Here is a 16,147-nt window from a genome sequence, read left to right as displayed (position 1 = left end):
AAAAAATAGCCCTCTATCCCGTGTATGCGAAATAAAAGACGAACGTGTTTCCTTATTAGCCTCACGGGACCAATATTTAAAGGATTATTTAATTGTATTAACTATAATTGAGTTGCATTGCAAAGTCAATAATGAAATACTAAAAGGAGATTCTAAGCGCTAACAAAGAGGAGAAATTATGGTTGAATTATACATTGTCAGACACGGTGAAACTGACACAAATTCAGAAGTCAGAATCAACGGTATGTCTACCAATATGCCTTTGAATACCAAGGGAATCAAGCAAATCGAAACCCTGGCTAAAAATATCGATATCAATCAATTCGATGAAGTTTATTCAAGTCCAATGAAGCGAGCTTTACAAACAGCAGAAATTTTGAATAATGGCGTTCATGAAATTAAACAAGATGACCGACTTTTCGAAGCTGATTATGGATCATGGGATGGACTCAAAGAAGAAGAATTGATCGTTAAGTATCCTGATGCCTTCGACGAAAATGGCTTTTTGTTGCCAACTTATACTAAATACGCTAAAAATGCTGAAGAATACAGTCATGTTTACCAACGAATCGAAAATTTCATGGATGAAATGGGTCAAAAAGGTGACGAGAAAATTTTGGTGGTTTGCCATGGATTTGTCAGTCGAGCTTTCATGAAGGTAACGACTGGAGCCACCAATATTTCTAATATTATCCAACCAAAAAATGGCGGCGTTTCAAAGTATAAAATTTCCAAGACCGGCAACAAATATGTGAAATATTACGCTCGCATCGAAAATATCGACTAGAGGTGGACTTATGAGTCTCACTAATAAAGTACCCGAAAAAGACGTTCAAAAAACCTTCGACAATATTGCCGGAAGTTATGATAAATTAAATTCCATTATGAGTTTAGGAACCCATCACCAATGGCGAAAACAGGCTACTTCTAAAATTACCAATCGCCCAAATGATATCCTAGATTTGTGCTGTGGAACAGCAGATTGGACCATCATGTTAGCAGATTGCTTCCCACATAGCCAAGTAATCGGATTAGATTTCAGCCCCGAAATGTTAAAGTTGGCGCAACAAAAAGTCGCTCAGTCCAAATTGACTAACATCAATTTAAAGACGGGTGACGCCATGCAATTAAATTTTTCGGATAATAGTTTTGACGTGGTAACGATTGGTTTTGGACTGCGAAATGTCCCAGATGCTAACCAAGTTCTGCGTGAAATCTATCGGGTTTTAAAACCGGGTGGTCAAATAATTTGTTTAGAAGCCTTTAAGGTTGAAACACCAATTATTAAAATCGGTTGGCATTTGTATTTTGACAAATTAGTCCCACTGATGGGCAAAGTTTTTGCTAAGAATCATGCTGATTATCAGTATTTAGACGACTCAGTCAACAAGTTTGTCAGCATTAAACAGCTTTGCCAAATAATGCAAAACGCCGGTTTTATCAATATTTCCGTCGATACCTTGATGATGAAAGCTAGTGCGATCCACTCGGCTGAAAAAAGGCAATAAAAAAGAACACCCGGGGAAGGTGTTCTTTTATTTTTAGGGGATTAAATATATATGTTATAGGGGGGATGAGATGAGATATCTATCTCTCATCTACAATTAATACTATAACTAATAAGTGTGAACCAATTATATTGAAAATGTGAAGAAAGTGTGAATTTCTAATTTTTTTGAAATTTAAGCAAATATATCATTTGTAGCAAGCTAACAATTAAGAAGGAGCGAGCATATGTCAAATATTCGTGATGTGGCTAAATTATCTGGTCATTCGGTTTCAACTGTTTCTAGAGTTATTAATCATAAAAGTTACGTGGCAGAACAAACTAAACAAGAAATATTGTCTGCTATGAAAGAATTGAATTATCATCCTAATGACATCGCTCGGGCCCTTAGTACCGGGAAAACTTACCGTGTTGGTGTCGTTATGCCTTATAGTAATCACCCATATTTTCAAAAGCTAGTGTCAGCCATTACCCAAGCGGCCTTTAAAGAAGATTATCAAGTAACTTTATTGCCATCGCACTATGATGTTAACAGTGAGATTCGTTGTTTGGAAATGTTAAAACACCAAGCATTTGATGGTCTGATTTTCACTTCCAGAGCTATTTCATTTAAAAAAATTCAAGAGTATCAAATCTATGGACCCATAACTTGTTGCGAAGATACATTAGAATACCCAATTTCTTGTGCTTATACCAATCGGAAGATTTCCTATATTAATGGATTCAAATATTTGAAAAAATTAAATTTTCAACATATCGGCGTTACGATCAGCCGTAACGAACAAACTAGCCGTAGTGCTAAGCTAACAGTTGATTCGTATTACGATGTGTTTCAAAAAGAAATTCCTGATTCTTTATTAGTTAGAAATATGCAATTTTTCCAAGATGGTATCGAAGCGGCCAAGTTATTGACTAAGAATAATCCTCAATTGGATGCTGTTTTTGCTAACGGCGACCAAGTAGCGGCAGGAATAATTTATCAATTGAAAAAAAAACAGATTGATATTCCGGTGATTGGTCAAGAAAATATGGATTATAGTTTTTTGATGAATTTTTCAACGATTGATCACAAATTGTCCGAAATTGGAGAATATGCTTTTTGTGCTCTGTTTGAAAAGAAAATTGTTAAAAAAATGATACCTTCTGAATTTATCGTTCGTGGATCATTGAAAAAATAGACAAAATAAAAACACCCATGAGGGTGTTTTTATAGGGGATTGTTTTTATAGGGGGGATGAGAAAAGAGTTTTGCCTCTAATCTAAAGTTTATTTTAATAGGCTTATCATTTTTAAAATAGTAAATTGTAATTTGGATAGCCCAGTTATTGATAAGTCTGATTTTTAATTATAAATTCTTAGTCCTTTTGTGACTCAAAGTCACATCCCATGCGAGTAGATTTATTCCACTCTGCACAATATAGTATATCCTATTTTCCGGTCAACTACTACCGACTAGGACTCAAAAGACAATAAAAAAGTACCTCGGGGAAAGGTACTTTTTCTTAGGGGATTAAATATATATATGTTATAGGGGGGTGAGAAAAGGGATTATCTGTATCTCTCATCTACAAGATATATAATACTTAATCTTTATGAATTAAATATTTGTAAATTGTGAAGATTATGTGAATTTGTAAAAAATTGCTGGAATTGTCGTCTTCCACACAATCCCTGTGATGAGCTGTTGCGGAAGACGGCATCTAACCACTAACCAAATTATTAGTTAATCTCAATATGATGGCCAGTTTCAGTTTCTTTTGCCAATTTTGGTAATGTTATTTGCAAAACACCGTTGTTGTAAGTTGCAGTGATATTGTCAGAATCAACTGCTGGCAAATGGTATTGTCTCATGAAGCGGCCGCTTTGACGTTCGGACATAATCATGTCGCCATCTTTGTCATTGTGATCATTGAAGCTATCACGACGACCACTGACTGTCAAAACGTTATCTTGATAATTGATGTCGATATTCTTCTTGTCAAAATCAGGCATATCGACGTGAACTTCATATTGATGATCATTTTCTTTAATGTCAGTCTTTAAAGCTGAATCAGTCATAAAATTGTCTTCAAAAATTGCTGGGAAATTCATCCAGTTATCATTATTAAAAAAGTTTCTCATTAAATCATTTCTGTTCATAACTTCGTTTGTCATAAATAATTACTTCCTTATTATAAAAATCTCTCTTTTAGCACTCGAACTATTTGAGTGCTAATGAATCTCCAAAAAAATAAGCTTGGAACATTATTCGATATCGATGTGGTGTCCAGATACTTCTTTAGTTTGTTTAGGAAGAGTAACTTTTAGAACACCGTTATTGTAATTTGCTTGGATATTTTCGGCGTCAACTTGTGGTAAATTATATTGTCTCATGAAGCGGCCACTTTGACGTTCAGACATAATCATGTCGCCATCTTTGTCATTATGATCATTAAAACTGTCACGATGACCACTGATAGTTAAAGTGTTATTGTCATAAGTGATATCAAGGTTTTTCTTGTCAACAGCGGGAAGATCGACACTGACTTGATAATCGTTGTCAGTTTCCTTAATATCAGTCTTTAAATTTGAAACTTCCCAAGAATTGTTGTCAAATAATGATGGAAAATCATTCATCCATGAATCATGATTAAACCAGTTTCTTAGTAAGTTATTACGATCCATAATTTCGTTTGCCATACTTCGTTACTTCCTTTCCCTTCATTACAAATACAGTATAAAACCAGAAATTATGAAGTTCAAGAATTTAGCACTCAAACTTTGAGAGTGCTAAAAATTGCAATAATTAATTAAATTATAAATGTATTAGATATGATACAATTAAATTGATTAAAAAGAGGATGTTAAAATGACCCAACTAATTTTGAAACGAATTTACGATAAAGAGTTGCCAGATGGCTATCGCATTTTAGTAGATCGTCTTTGGCCACGGGGAATGTCCAAAGTTAGAGCAAATTTAGATTTGTGGGCTAAAGAAATTGCCCCATCACCCGAATTACGAAAGTGGTTCGGTCATGATCCAGAAAAATTTTTAGAGTTCAAAACTAAATATTTGGATGAAATTAATAATAATCCATATACAAAAGAATTTTTGAAGAGTATTAGAGAAGCTCTTCAAACACAAGATGTACTAATTTTGTTCAGTGCGAAGGATACTGAACATAATGATGCTGTGGTTCTAATGGACTATCTGAATTCAAACATTTAAGTATTAAAAAATTGTAGAATGGTTGGCTAAAATCATGGAGGAATTTGATTTACAATCTTTGTTATCAAGTAATGATAAATTGCTTATCCATCTGCTGCAATCGTATGCTCAAACTAATGAAATAGCAGTCTTTGTTTTAAATAACGACGATAATCTGCAGGCAGGTATCTTTGGAGAATTAAGGAAAAGCAGTGCTTTAGCTCAAGTAGACCAGGTAAGAAATTTATCTGAATTGAGTGTTAATAAATATAAATATGGTATCGAATATGCCGATGCACCTTTACGCATTACCGCACTTAACCAGAGGGTCGGTAAAGTTTGTGCTGCTCAGGATGTTCCTCAAAGAGATAATAATCGGTTGATTATTCTACAGAAATTACAACAACATGCTGAATTTTTACGTCGTATGGCAGAAAGCGTTTCCAATTTAATTATTAAAAATCGAGGAATTGATGATTTTATTATAAAATATTCATTGGATGTTGATGAGGCAATCGATGATCTTGATAAAAATGAGAGTGGTGCTTTAAAACATATCAAGCATTTGTCGACTTCGAATGCTTCAATTATTTCAGCAATCGAGTTTATTGATAATAATTTGGATAAACGTCTGACCCTGGATCAAGTTTCAGGCAAGGTTTACTTATCAGATTATTATTTCAGTAAGTTATTTAAACGTGAGACCGGCTTGAGCTTTTCAGTTTACTTGAATGCTAGGAAAATTCAAAAGGCCATGATTTTATTGAAAGAATCAGACAAAAGTATTAATGAGATATCTGATGATTTAGGATTCACGCGATTGAGTTACTTCAGCCAAACTTTTAAGAAATACACTGGTTATGCACCAACCAAATTTCGCGTTGAGGGTAAAGATTAATAGTAAATAATAAATATTGAGGGCAATCTTCTATGGTGAAGATTGTCTTTTTTTATAAAAAAAGTTGTAGTAAAATTTAGACTTAATGTGTTTTATGTAAACATAGGAGAATTTTCATGAAAAATATCTTTAAAAAAGAATCAGTTGCCAACTATATTAAAGCTGATTCGAGATTAACCAAGAGTTTAGGGGCAAAAGATCTTTTGTCATTAGGAATCGGAGCAGTTATTGGTACTGGTATTTTCATTTTGCCAGGACATGAAGCAGCTCTACATGCTGGACCTGCAGTGGCAGTCGCGTTTTTGATTGCGGCCTTGGTTTCTGGTTTAGTAGGAATGGCTTATGCGGAGTTTTCTTCAGCAATGCCAGTTGCTGGATCAGCTTATTCATTTGGTGCGGTTATCTATGGAGAGATTGTCGGCTGGATTCTCGGTTGGGCTTTGATTTTAGAATATTTCTTGACTGTTTCTGCGGAAGCAGTTGGTTTTGCATCATATTTTAACAATAATATTTTAGGAGCAATTGGCATTCACTTGCCAAAAGCCCTGTTAGCTGGACCATTGGAAGGTGGCATGGTTAACATTTCTGCTACTTTGATCGTGTTGGTGATAGCTATTATCATTTCACATGGAGCCAGTCTTTCTAAAAAAGTTGAAAATGTGGCCGTTATTATCAAAGTGGCCATCATCGTGTTGTTCGTCGTGGTCGGATTCTTCTATATTAAGTCGAGCAACTACGTGCCATTTTACCCTAAGGAATTTCACACGGAACCATTCGGCTTGGGCGGCATCTCAACAGCCTGTGCCACGGTTTTCTTCGCCTTTGTCGGTTTTGATGCGTTGGCGGCTAACTCGGCGGAAACTATCAATCCCAAAAAGGACATGGTCAAAGGAATTCTGGGAACAGTTATCGTGGCGGTAATTTTGTACGTCTCGTTCTCACTAGTTTTGACCGGAATCGTTAACTATAAGGAACTAAACGTTGACGACCCAGCAGCCTATGCGTTGAAAGCAATTCACCTGGATACTTGGAATAAACTAATCACACTTGGAGCATTGGTGGGGATTTTTACGTCGTTGTTGACAATGTTCTTTGGCGGCTCACGTTTGGTTTACGCCTTAGGACGTGATGGATTATTGCCTAAAAAAATGGGCCAAGTTGATTTCAAATATTCGGTACCAAAGAATGCTATCTTGGTAGCGACAGTCGTCCAAGCTTTCTTTGCTGGATTAGTTCCGTTAACCGAGTTAACTTCTTTGATCAATGCCGGGACTTTGTTGGCTTTCATCTTCATTTCATTTGGAATTATTCCTTTACGAAAACGCAAGGATATTAAAAATGATGGGTTCAAGATGCCATGGTATCCAGTATTACCAATTTTTGGTGGTGTAGCGAGCTTGTATTTCTTATTGATGTTGCCAACTATTTCTAAGATCAGTGTTGGACTTTGGATTACGATTGGTGTTGTGGTTTACTTTACTTATGGATTGAAGCATTCTAGACTGCAAAACAAAAAAGGATAGAAGCAGACTAAATGACGTTTCTAATGTTTTATTTAAGTGATTGATAATTAGGAAGAATATCTATTCTGAATATGATTTGAATCTTATGGATAAAAAATTAGGATATTACAAAAATTACGGTGGTATACTTCAAATTAAATAAGCGATACTAATGATAACTTTCTCATTAGTATCGCTTATTTTAGTTCTTTCTAATTTCTATTATGTTGTAGAAGATGGCAATTAAAAAATTACTTATTTTTAGGTGCTTTGTTGTTATTAATCATATGGATGACTAGCGTCAAGATAATTGCACCTACTAAGACGCCAACGAAGACTAGGTTGGGAATTTCGATGTCGATTGCGGGGATGGATAGGAACAACTTGATCGAGATGAAGAGGATCAAGAAGTAGGCCATTCCGTTTAGTTCTGGAATCTTGCTCATCAAGCCCATGATTAATTCGGCGATTCCTCTCATGGCTAAGATACCGATCATACCACCAATCAAGACGATAACTGGGTTGCTTGAAACGGCTAGGGATGCTAAAACTGAATCGATTGAGAAGACAATATCCATCAATTCAATTGAAATAACAACTTGCCAAAATCTTGAGATGTGTAAATGTTTTTCTAACTTGTTTTCTTTTTGTGGTCCCTTGGGAACGTCGACACTTTTGTTGCGGTCGAAGAAGAAATGTTTTAAGAAAAGATAGAATAGGTAAGCGGCACCAAAAACTTTGATCAACCAGAAATTGATCAAGTAGACGCCGACCCCGATAACTAGGAATCTAAAAATATATGCCCCGAAAAGTCCGTAGAACAAGGATTTTTCCTGTTCCACTTTGTTTGGTAGTGATTGAGTCTGAGCCGCTAAAACGACCGCATTGTCGACTGACAACATACACTCCATAACTACCAAAGATAAAATAACTAACCAATCTTCACCGGATTCAATAACGGTGGCCCAGTTATTGAGGTCGAAGAATGGCCCATACATATTAACTAATGCATTCAATCCCGATTCCTTGCTTTCTATTTGTTTTGTTGGGTAAATCATACCAGATAATTCCCTGTATTTACAATTAGTGATTATTTTATATTTGAAAATGGAAGTGTAGTTCCAAATTTTGGGAAATCCTTTAAAAATGGAAGTATACTTCCATTTTTTAAAATATATTAAAAAAGTTCACCTCATTATGAAGTGAACTTTTTGTTTTAAGCGGTTGGTACAAATGTTGTGTAGATCAACCAAATATTTAGAATTGTTAAGATTATTGCGACTAAATAACCGGTATATTCAATTACTTTGTTGTTGGTGAATTCACCCATTAGTTCTTTGTTACTTGTAAATTTGATCAATGGGAAAATCGAGAATGGTAAGGCGACACTCAAGAATACTTGTGAGAATGTCAAGAGTGATTCGATTTTAGCTTCGTTACCATGATAAATGATTGCGAAGGTGATAACTGGGATGATGGACATTAGACGAGTAATAACACGTCTTGCCCAAAGTTTCATCTTCATGTGGATGAAACCTTCCATAACGATTTGACCTGACAAAGTACCAGTAATAGTTGAGTTTTGACCTGATGCCAATAAGGCAACGGCAAATAATATACTCAAGACAGGACTGGCAACTGCACCAGCCACTTTTGGATCTTGAAGGGCGTTGAACAAGTCGACGAAACGTCCTAAGTCACTATTAGTACCATAGAAAAGTGCGGCACCAAGTAGTAACAAGAGTGTGTTAACAACAAAAGCTAGTGTTAACTGAATGTTTGAATCCCAAGTTGAGAATCTAACGGCTTGATGAACACTCTTAGGATCATCACGGTCGTATTTTCTAGCTTGTGAAATCGAGGAGTGCAAGTACAAATTATGTGGCATAACTGTTGCACCAACGATACCAAGAGATAAGTAAAGCATACTTTGATTTTGTAAAATCTTTGGTTCAGGAACGAAACCGACAATCATTTGCCCCATATCTGGTTTGGCTAAAATAACTTCGTATAAGAAAACGAATAAGATAACCATAATCAAGGCAGCAACGATGGCTTCGATTTTTCTGAAACCTAATTTCATCAAGACTAAGAGTAGTAAAACGTCAAAGGCAGTGATGATGACACCCCAGAGGACTGGGATGTTAAATAGTAGTTTTAAGGCAATCGCGGAACCAATGATTTCCGCAATATCAGTCGCCATGATGGCTAACTCAGTAATTATCCAAAGGATAAAGCCACCAACGCGGCTAGTTCTATCTCTGGTCAATTGGGCCAAATCTCTTCCGGTCACGATACCTAGTTTAGCTGACATGTATTGTAAAAGCATCGCAATTAAACTAGAAATCAAGATAACGGATAGCAATTTGTATTTGAATTGGGCACCACCGGCGATGGATGTAACCCAATTACCAGGATCCATATAACCTACGGCAACTAAAGCACCGGGTCCACTATAAGCTAACAGAGTTTTGAAGAAACCTGCATCAGTAGGTACCTCAACAGTATCATTAATTTCTTCCAAAGAAGGGCCATTAGCGTAGTGGATTAAGCTTTCGTGTTTTTTGTTTTTTGAGCTCAATGTTCTTCCCCCTATTTCTTCTCAACATATAATATCATGTTAGACAGTGTAATTAAAGATGGTAAACTTAATAATTAGGACAACTTAACAAAAGAATGTAAAAAGTCCTCTTTTCTATGTCGGATGGGGCTTAGAGCCATCTTTTTTATGTGCCAAAATGGTACTTTTTAACAATTATTTATATGTAAATGCTTTAATTTCGAAAACAAAGGGTTCATCTTCATGTATTCGTCACATAGATACGATACAATATAGGTGTAATGGAAAATGAAATAGTTACTGAATCAAAATTTTTTAGAAAAGGGATAAAGTCAAAATGAATGTACTTTTAATAATAGTTGATATCATCTTTTTCCTTGGTGCAGCCTTTAATGTTTATTGGCAGTCCCAGATTGAAATTAAGTCGATCTACAAAGTTTCATCGTTGATTTTTGCGGCTTTTATTGGGGCATGGTTACTATTTTCACCAACTAATCAATTATCATACATCATCATGGTTGCTTTATTCATGTTACTTAATATTATGAATGGTGTTGGAGGCATTGGTACTAAGAAAATTGTCCTAAACGGATTCTACTCAGGAGTACTGGACTACTCTCAAGTTAGCCATGTAACCTTGATTCCAATCGAGTTGCAAGGCCAAAAACCAAAAGTGGCAGTAATTTTTAATACGAAGAGACCACAACAAGTAGAAATGAATTTCAATGTTTCATATAAAGAGATGCAAAAATTCTTAGATAAAAAATTGTCGAATGAAGTATCAGTTGAAGTTGGACAAATATAGAGAGTGGAACAAGAGCGTTCAGCTCTCGAACATAAAGATAAATAGGCTAGGGTAACTTCGATTATCCTGGCCTATTTGTTTTCTACGTCCCAAAATTTAAAAATTAGTTAATAGAGATATTACCACGCCGACCATATCCTAAATATAATCTAGATAATTCAGTAAAGAAGGGTACAACGGTTGCGGATAATGAGCCCTTGATAGATAAAAATGATAAGCGTGACTTCAATTGAGCAGCGACTTTTTCATCGTCCACATTATTGTTTAATTGGGTTTGGGCATCAGAAAGTATTTTCTTTTCTTCCGCTGATAGTTCTTCGGATTTAATTAATTCGTCCATTTGGGACCAGAGTGATGCTCTTTTGTTCATTTTAGATGCCTCCAAATTAAAGATGGAACGACTTTGCCCATCCGTCTGCGACAGTTTTCTGCGTCCATGCAGAAGTACTTGAGGTTTGACGATAAGTAATATTCCCAGTTTTAGTATTTTTGTAAAGAGTGAAAGGACCAGCCGAACCCCAGCGAACAATTTTTCCGCCTGATATATTTTTTAAATTATTATATAATACTAATTTCTTTTTAATCATAATAGTACCTCCTGTTTTTTATATATTATTTGTTAATGCTCTTCATTATCGTAACGATAAATAATTGTATATCTAAAAGTTGAAAATTAAATTATCAGGTTGTTGGTTACATGAGAATTAGCCTTTTTTTTTCAAGATTAATCCTTCGTAGAATAATATCATCATTACTATAATTGATATCCAGAACCAAATGGAAAAGTTTTTGTTTATTAAATCATTAATGATTGATGATAGAACTAGAATAGCTAACCAAAATGAAATTTCCTTATAGAATTTAGTGTTCAATTTCATGATTACTTTTTTTTATTATCTTTCTTAGCCTCAGAAACAAATCCTTTCCAGATGTCCCCAGCTTCTGATAAGAGCCATCCATAAAATCCACCAACGCTTAGTCCACCAGATATATTCTTTTGTGACTCTTCATTTAAAATTTCGTACTTGCTATTAATTCTCATACTTTTTCCCCCGTTCGTTTATCCGTTTATTGGTGATTTATATAAATTCTGGCTACTTACCAAATTCCCATATGATTTAGATGCATGATACAAAGCCTTTCCTATGAGTGTTCCAACAATAGAACCTCCAACGATATTCTTTAAAGTCTCATCATCGATATCGATTTTTTGTGAATAGATGAATTCCCTCATGTTTTTATACCTCCGGTCTTTTTTTGAATATCTAAAAAGAATATAGCAGTAATAAAAAAAGAATAGTAGAATAAGTCTTTATTTCTAGACTTAAGTTTCTTGAGATGTCATTTTTATCAAAAATAACTTTCAAGATAATAAATAGTGTGGTTTATGTTATTTATTCATTAATTAATGAATAAAGCATGAAGCTGGATTGTTAAATACTTTTTTGCAGCTAATTCTTACCGTCTTGGAATAAAAAAATTAATTCGGAAAAAAATAATTAACTATGAAGGTATTAAAATATGATACTCATGATGTCTTTTCTGAACGCTATATTACTCTCTAGGAAAATGAATGGTATGTTGTACTACGGGTGAGTATACAAGTAATTTTTGAGCAATAATCTATCAAGGTTGTCAATTATATCCGAATAGAAGCTTAAAAAAACATTATGTACAGATAAAGAAATTTTGAATGCAATTATTGAGAATTAATTGACGATTTATCTATATTTAATTCAGATTGCGTGCAATTTTGTCATGTTATCATATAACATACTTCCCAAATGCCTGTGCAATATTTCTTGAATTAAATTATTTCTTTTCAATCCTATTCAGTATATATATAACTTAGAGACAGGATATTTCTAACGTAAATATTGATTACTTTGATATTTTATACACATGAATATCCAAGAATTATATTTTTCGATAATAGTTTGAGTTCAAAAAAGGGGGAAAATGAAATTTTCTATTTTAAGTAATTCAGAATTAGTATCGATAAAGGGTGGAAACACCTCATATAATGGGTTTTATAAATTCGGTAAATGGGTTAGAGCAAGGTTAAAAGATGCTGGGATTATTCCCACAAAAGTATATTAAATTTCAAAGGAGATAAAAATTATGAAAAATTTATCAAATGGTCAATTAAAAAATATTAGTGGAGGTAAAATATCATTGCCAGTGTTACCAACTTGGAACCAATTAATTAGTAGTGCCTGTGGGTTCTTTGATGGGTTAAGTGGATCAAAGAATAATAAGCATTGTTAATCACTAAAAAAGGTTGTCAAGTGAGACTTGACGACTTTTTTTAATGGTCAACAAATTAGACGAGGAGGGATTTCAATGATAAAAAAGTTCTACAACTAATAATCTTTTTACCATTACTAATATTGATTCAAGTAAATGCACTTCCAATGATTTACAAACCTAACAATCTAATTCTGGCGATAATTATCTTTTCCGCACTTTTGTATGCCTTACTCCGAATAATCAAAAAGCATAATTTACCGCTGATCCAAAAAAAATTTGATGGAAAAGCTATCTTATTTACTGTCACACTAACTATTATTTGTGAAGCTATTTCAATTCTGTTTGATTATCTAGCTCAATCGACAAGTAGTAGTTCTTCAGATTCATCGATGATAATATCTCGTCTAACTAACAAATCTACTTGGATTCTGATTGTTGCCATGTTGACGGTCAATATTACCGGCCCAATACTGGAAGAATTGACTACCCGTGGCATTATTTTTCAGTATTCTAGCAAGATTTTCCATTCTCAATACGTCGGCGCTATTTTATCATCCCTCATCTTTTCCTTTTTGCATGGTCAAGGAATAATCCTGTCGATTAGTTATTTCATCACAAGCATCATTTTGACAATCATTTTTGTTAAAACTAAAAATATTTATAGCAACATTCTTTCACACCAACTACTCAATATCATGTCCACGATTATGGTTTTCTTGTAAAAAAAGCCATCCTTTAATGTTGGATTTTTTATAAATCCTTTATTTTTCTAACTTTAGGATATACACGCTTTCTAAATCCTTGTAATAGTGGGGCAATTAGTAAACATGCATAGGTAACTTTAAATAATTGTACGTAATCTAAATTAAAGATAGGTAGACCATCAATCAAGTTGAAAAGCATCTCAGCAACTAATTCAACCAAAATCACGATGTTAATTGAAATCCAGTCTTTCATTGGTATATTAATTTGTTTAATCTTATCAATCATAGTCGCATCTCCGTTCAGTCCGTAATTATTTTAAAAGTATAGATATCCCTTCTTCATTACACTTATAAGCTTATTTTATCAACTGTTGCTTTAGTTTTGGAAAGAATATCCTGAATGATATGATTTGATATCTTAATTGATGAGTAACTAATTTTTATGGAGGCATCTAAAATGAACGAATTAATTAGATCCGAAGAACTATCAGCAGAAGAAAAGAAAATACTTTCTGATGCCAAAACGCAATTAAACAATAATGTGGACGATGAAAAAGTAGCTGTTCAATTGAGGTCACGCTTATCAATCTTGTCTATCAAGGGATCATTATCTGCAACTGTTGTACTCTGTTTTTACTGAATTATCTAGATTATATTTAGGATACGGTCTGTGTGATAATATCAATTTCATTTTATGATCTAACAACTTAATTTAAAAAAACGATACTTTAACCCAATCTATTCATAGAATAATAAAAACAGTATTGTGTCCAAAGATATCTGATACGATTTTAGAGCAGGGCACCCCCTTGGAAGAGCTGATTTTTTAAAAAGTTAAGTCTTATATCATTTCAATCTGTTTCAAGACTTCCCAAAACAGTCGATCGTAAACATTGAATCGACCTAATTGAATAAATTTAGAACGTGAATGCCGTATTATTTTTGCTGGTATTCTAGACAATTGAAATCTTAAAGTGTTGATTTACTTGCAACTTTCAGTTGCTGGCAAAACTAAACACTTCATGCTCTGACTCTGAAAGATATTAAATGCTAAGGAACTCAATATGGTTCTGACAGTGTTCACTCTAAAACTGTGGCCATCAGTTTTATTCATAAAGAATACAACTTGGATTTCCTTGATATAATTTTCCTGATGAAAATCCGCTATCTCCTCTAACAGGGATATTCGTGTCGCAACTATGATTGCTGTAATGCGAAAGAATTGGATTTATAAAATCGACAATTCCATTAGAGGTGTAAACATCTCTGGACGTAGCTTTGTTGCTAAAAGCATACCCGTAATTCCATTAAATGTAATGAAAGGATGATAACCATTGGTTTGATAATGAGCATTATAATTGGCATTTTCTTGATAACCATAAGTATCGGTGTGAGTTGAATCTACATCCATTATCATTTCCTGTTGATTGTTTTTTTCTAAGAAAAGATCAACTAAATGTTGAATAACATTACTAAATTCAGTTATGTTGTCCTGTGTCACACGTTTTAAAAAACGTGACACTGTCGATTGCGATGCAAGCTTTTTTGTTTAAAAGCAATTTTAAAGCTGGATCATTCTGTAAAAAATTAGCAGATGAATCATTTTTATATCCAGCAATTAACTGAAGTAATATTTGTAGAAGTATATCAGAATTAGAATGTTGATTAAATTTACCATTATTAATAATTTGTATATTATGGTTGTTATGTAGTTTGATTTTATGTAAAACTACCATTAGGAGCTCTCTCTTTGATTATTTTTTTGTTAGGTGTAACTTCACAATATCATAGGTGGAGTTCTTTTTGCACCCATTGGGTGTAAAAGAACAGCCTTAGACTGCCAATCGCAAAAGCGATTGTAAAGTCTAAGGCTGTTCTTATGAATTATTTAGGATTTAGATACAGTTAACGAATCCTGATGGATCTTTTTTAAAAATTGCTTGTGTAATACCTATGGCACATACTAAGGCCTTCTTAGGGTTATCAGTCACTTTTCCTGGGGTTCTCCATGGTTCGTAATATGGAGAGGATTTAGATGACCCTCCTTTTACTAACTTTATTTCTTCTTGAGAAAGTTTTTTAATACCATTAGACATTATCTTGTCCCCCTTTTTGTTTTATAGTTTTATTTTATCAGGTAATATTGCAACTTAGAGAAGAATGTCATGAGTATCGTTGCTTTATATCTTTATCGATAATTAATTTCTTTTTATTAATTCAAGATAATAATAACCAGTTGTCAAGATTTTATACGTATTAATCATTGGCTAATTGTATATATAAAGAGAATCAAAATTATGAGTTAGTATGAAATTTCAAACGAAGAATCATAGAAAAATATATGATTTGCTACGGTGGATTTTATCAAAAATGAGGGATTCGATGATTAAAAATACCTCACCATTTATTTTGACGAGGTGATTATAACCCTTTGTTATGGACCGGGAGAATAGGGGCAGTTTTCAATATCATGTCCACGACTAGGTTTTTCTTGTAAAAAATATTTGCAAGCAAAAAAACTTTAGCTTTCTGTGTTTTGAAATAAGTCAGATAACAATACATCTTTTTGTTTATTACTTACGTTTAATCTATATTTGATATTAATTTGTTTTTTAGTTTTGTTGCTTTACCAATAGAAAATTTTGGCGAATTTTATAATCAAGTTAGCCACTTTAGAAAAATGACAAAATAAAAACACCAAGACGTAAAAATCAGGTATCATTGGAGTTCTCAC

The 16,147-nt window shown here is 33.7% G+C and carries 20 protein-coding genes and 1 pseudogene; 10 read left to right on the top strand and 11 right to left on the bottom strand.

The genetic code is table 11. The annotated features are described in order from the left end of the window. Positions 1-178 precede the first annotated feature (178 nt). The 3 genes from U8521_RS10705 to U8521_RS10695 all read left to right on the top strand — a co-directional run bounded on the left by U8521_RS10705 (position 179) and on the right by U8521_RS10695 (position 2,685). On the top strand, positions 179-787 hold the full coding sequence (locus tag U8521_RS10705) for a histidine phosphatase family protein (RefSeq protein WP_334352714.1): 609 nt from the start codon (positions 179-181) through the stop codon (positions 785-787). Between the two features lie 10 nt (positions 788-797). Continuing rightward, positions 798-1,508 (top strand): bifunctional demethylmenaquinone methyltransferase/2-methoxy-6-polyprenyl-1,4-benzoquinol methylase UbiE, encoded by a 711-nt coding sequence (gene ubiE, locus U8521_RS10700; RefSeq protein ID WP_334352713.1) that lies wholly within the window; start codon positions 798-800, stop codon positions 1,506-1,508. Positions 1,509-1,734: 226 nt separating this feature from the next. Then, entirely contained in the window at positions 1,735-2,685 is a 951-nt protein-coding gene (locus U8521_RS10695; protein WP_334352712.1) for a LacI family DNA-binding transcriptional regulator, read from the top strand. A gap of 541 nt (positions 2,686-3,226) precedes the next feature. Here U8521_RS10695 and U8521_RS10690 read toward each other — a convergent pair. After that, positions 3,227-3,661 carry an Hsp20/alpha crystallin family protein gene (locus U8521_RS10690; protein ID WP_334331935.1) on the bottom strand — a complete coding sequence of 145 codons (435 nt, stop codon included), beginning with the start codon at positions 3,659-3,661 and terminating at the stop codon, positions 3,227-3,229. A gap of 90 nt (positions 3,662-3,751) precedes the next feature. Further along, entirely contained in the window at positions 3,752-4,186 is a 435-nt protein-coding gene (locus tag U8521_RS10685; protein ID WP_334331934.1) for an Hsp20/alpha crystallin family protein, read from the bottom strand. Between the two features lie 169 nt (positions 4,187-4,355). Here U8521_RS10685 and U8521_RS10680 point away from each other — a divergent pair, with 169 nt between their 5' ends. The 3 genes from U8521_RS10680 to U8521_RS10670 all read left to right on the top strand — a co-directional run bounded on the left by U8521_RS10680 (position 4,356) and on the right by U8521_RS10670 (position 7,115). Beyond that, the gene (locus U8521_RS10680; protein WP_334331933.1) at positions 4,356-4,715 is read left to right on the top strand and encodes a DUF488 domain-containing protein; all 360 of its coding nucleotides are present in this window, start codon (positions 4,356-4,358) and stop codon (positions 4,713-4,715) included. Between the two features lie 34 nt (positions 4,716-4,749). Then, complete coding sequence (locus U8521_RS10675; RefSeq protein WP_334331932.1) at positions 4,750-5,592, top strand: helix-turn-helix transcriptional regulator; 843 nt, start codon at positions 4,750-4,752, stop codon at positions 5,590-5,592. Positions 5,593-5,708: 116 nt separating this feature from the next. Next, complete coding sequence (locus tag U8521_RS10670) at positions 5,709-7,115, top strand: APC family permease (protein WP_334331931.1); 1,407 nt, start codon at positions 5,709-5,711, stop codon at positions 7,113-7,115. 230 nt (positions 7,116-7,345) lie between these two features. Here U8521_RS10670 and U8521_RS10665 read toward each other — a convergent pair whose 3' ends face one another. Further along, positions 7,346-8,110, bottom strand: a complete 765-nt coding sequence (locus U8521_RS10665) for a TerC family protein (RefSeq protein WP_334352746.1) — start codon at positions 8,108-8,110, stop codon at positions 7,346-7,348. Positions 8,111-8,310: 200 nt separating this feature from the next. After that, a complete protein-coding gene (locus tag U8521_RS10660) occupies positions 8,311-9,675 on the bottom strand; it encodes an Nramp family divalent metal transporter (protein ID WP_334331930.1) in 1,365 nt (454 codons plus the stop codon). A gap of 316 nt (positions 9,676-9,991) precedes the next feature. Between U8521_RS10660 and U8521_RS10655 the strand changes: the two genes are divergently transcribed. Continuing rightward, positions 9,992-10,459, top strand: a complete 468-nt coding sequence (locus U8521_RS10655; RefSeq protein ID WP_135374192.1) for a hypothetical protein — start codon at positions 9,992-9,994, stop codon at positions 10,457-10,459. Between the two features lie 103 nt (positions 10,460-10,562). On the opposite strand, the gene U8521_RS10650 is transcribed toward U8521_RS10655, so the two are convergent. From U8521_RS10650 to U8521_RS10635, 4 genes are all read right to left on the bottom strand, one after another. Beyond that, the gene (locus U8521_RS10650; protein ID WP_334352711.1) at positions 10,563-10,829 is read right to left on the bottom strand and encodes a bacteriocin immunity family protein; all 267 of its coding nucleotides are present in this window, start codon (positions 10,827-10,829) and stop codon (positions 10,563-10,565) included. Between the two features lie 16 nt (positions 10,830-10,845). Beyond that, positions 10,846-11,046, bottom strand: coding sequence for a lactococcin family bacteriocin (locus tag U8521_RS10645; RefSeq protein WP_334352710.1), 201 nt, complete (start codon positions 11,044-11,046; stop codon positions 10,846-10,848). Between the two features lie 293 nt (positions 11,047-11,339). Continuing rightward, the gene (locus U8521_RS10640; RefSeq protein ID WP_334352709.1) at positions 11,340-11,501 is read right to left on the bottom strand and encodes a hypothetical protein; all 162 of its coding nucleotides are present in this window, start codon (positions 11,499-11,501) and stop codon (positions 11,340-11,342) included. A gap of 18 nt (positions 11,502-11,519) precedes the next feature. Then, on the bottom strand, positions 11,520-11,693 hold the full coding sequence (locus U8521_RS10635) for a hypothetical protein (protein ID WP_334352708.1): 174 nt from the start codon (positions 11,691-11,693) through the stop codon (positions 11,520-11,522). Positions 11,694-12,580: 887 nt separating this feature from the next. On the opposite strand from U8521_RS10635, the gene U8521_RS10630 reads away from it, so the two are divergent. Together U8521_RS10630 and U8521_RS10625 are read left to right on the top strand one after the other, a co-directional pair. Continuing rightward, entirely contained in the window at positions 12,581-12,727 is a 147-nt protein-coding gene (locus U8521_RS10630; protein ID WP_334352707.1) for a hypothetical protein, read from the top strand. Between the two features lie 146 nt (positions 12,728-12,873). Continuing rightward, positions 12,874-13,431 (top strand): CPBP family intramembrane glutamic endopeptidase, encoded by a 558-nt coding sequence (locus U8521_RS10625; protein ID WP_334352706.1) that lies wholly within the window; start codon positions 12,874-12,876, stop codon positions 13,429-13,431. A 28-nt stretch (positions 13,432-13,459) separates the two neighbouring features. Here the strand turns inward: U8521_RS10625 and U8521_RS10620 are convergent, their stop codons facing one another. Further along, complete coding sequence (locus tag U8521_RS10620) at positions 13,460-13,699, bottom strand: hypothetical protein (protein ID WP_135374190.1); 240 nt, start codon at positions 13,697-13,699, stop codon at positions 13,460-13,462. A 171-nt stretch (positions 13,700-13,870) separates the two neighbouring features. On the opposite strand from U8521_RS10620, the gene U8521_RS10615 reads away from it, so the two are divergent. After that, the gene (locus U8521_RS10615) at positions 13,871-14,053 is read left to right on the top strand and encodes a bacteriocin immunity family protein (RefSeq protein ID WP_334352705.1); all 183 of its coding nucleotides are present in this window, start codon (positions 13,871-13,873) and stop codon (positions 14,051-14,053) included. A 588-nt stretch (positions 14,054-14,641) separates the two neighbouring features. Here the strand turns inward: U8521_RS10615 and U8521_RS12775 are convergent. Both U8521_RS12775 and U8521_RS10605 read right to left on the bottom strand, forming a co-directional pair. Then, positions 14,642-14,947 (bottom strand): annotated as a pseudogene (locus tag U8521_RS12775) (transposase); the annotation flags it as partial. Between the two features lie 361 nt (positions 14,948-15,308). Beyond that, positions 15,309-15,509, bottom strand: coding sequence for a hypothetical protein (locus U8521_RS10605; RefSeq protein ID WP_334352704.1), 201 nt, complete (start codon positions 15,507-15,509; stop codon positions 15,309-15,311). Positions 15,510-16,147: the final 638 nt, after the last annotated feature.

This window comes from Companilactobacillus miaonis, from assembly GCF_036913615.1.
Classification (GTDB): domain Bacteria; phylum Bacillota; class Bacilli; order Lactobacillales; family Lactobacillaceae; genus Companilactobacillus.
Note: the sequence above shows the minus strand (reverse complement) of the source record. Positions and strands in the feature narration are given on the sequence as shown.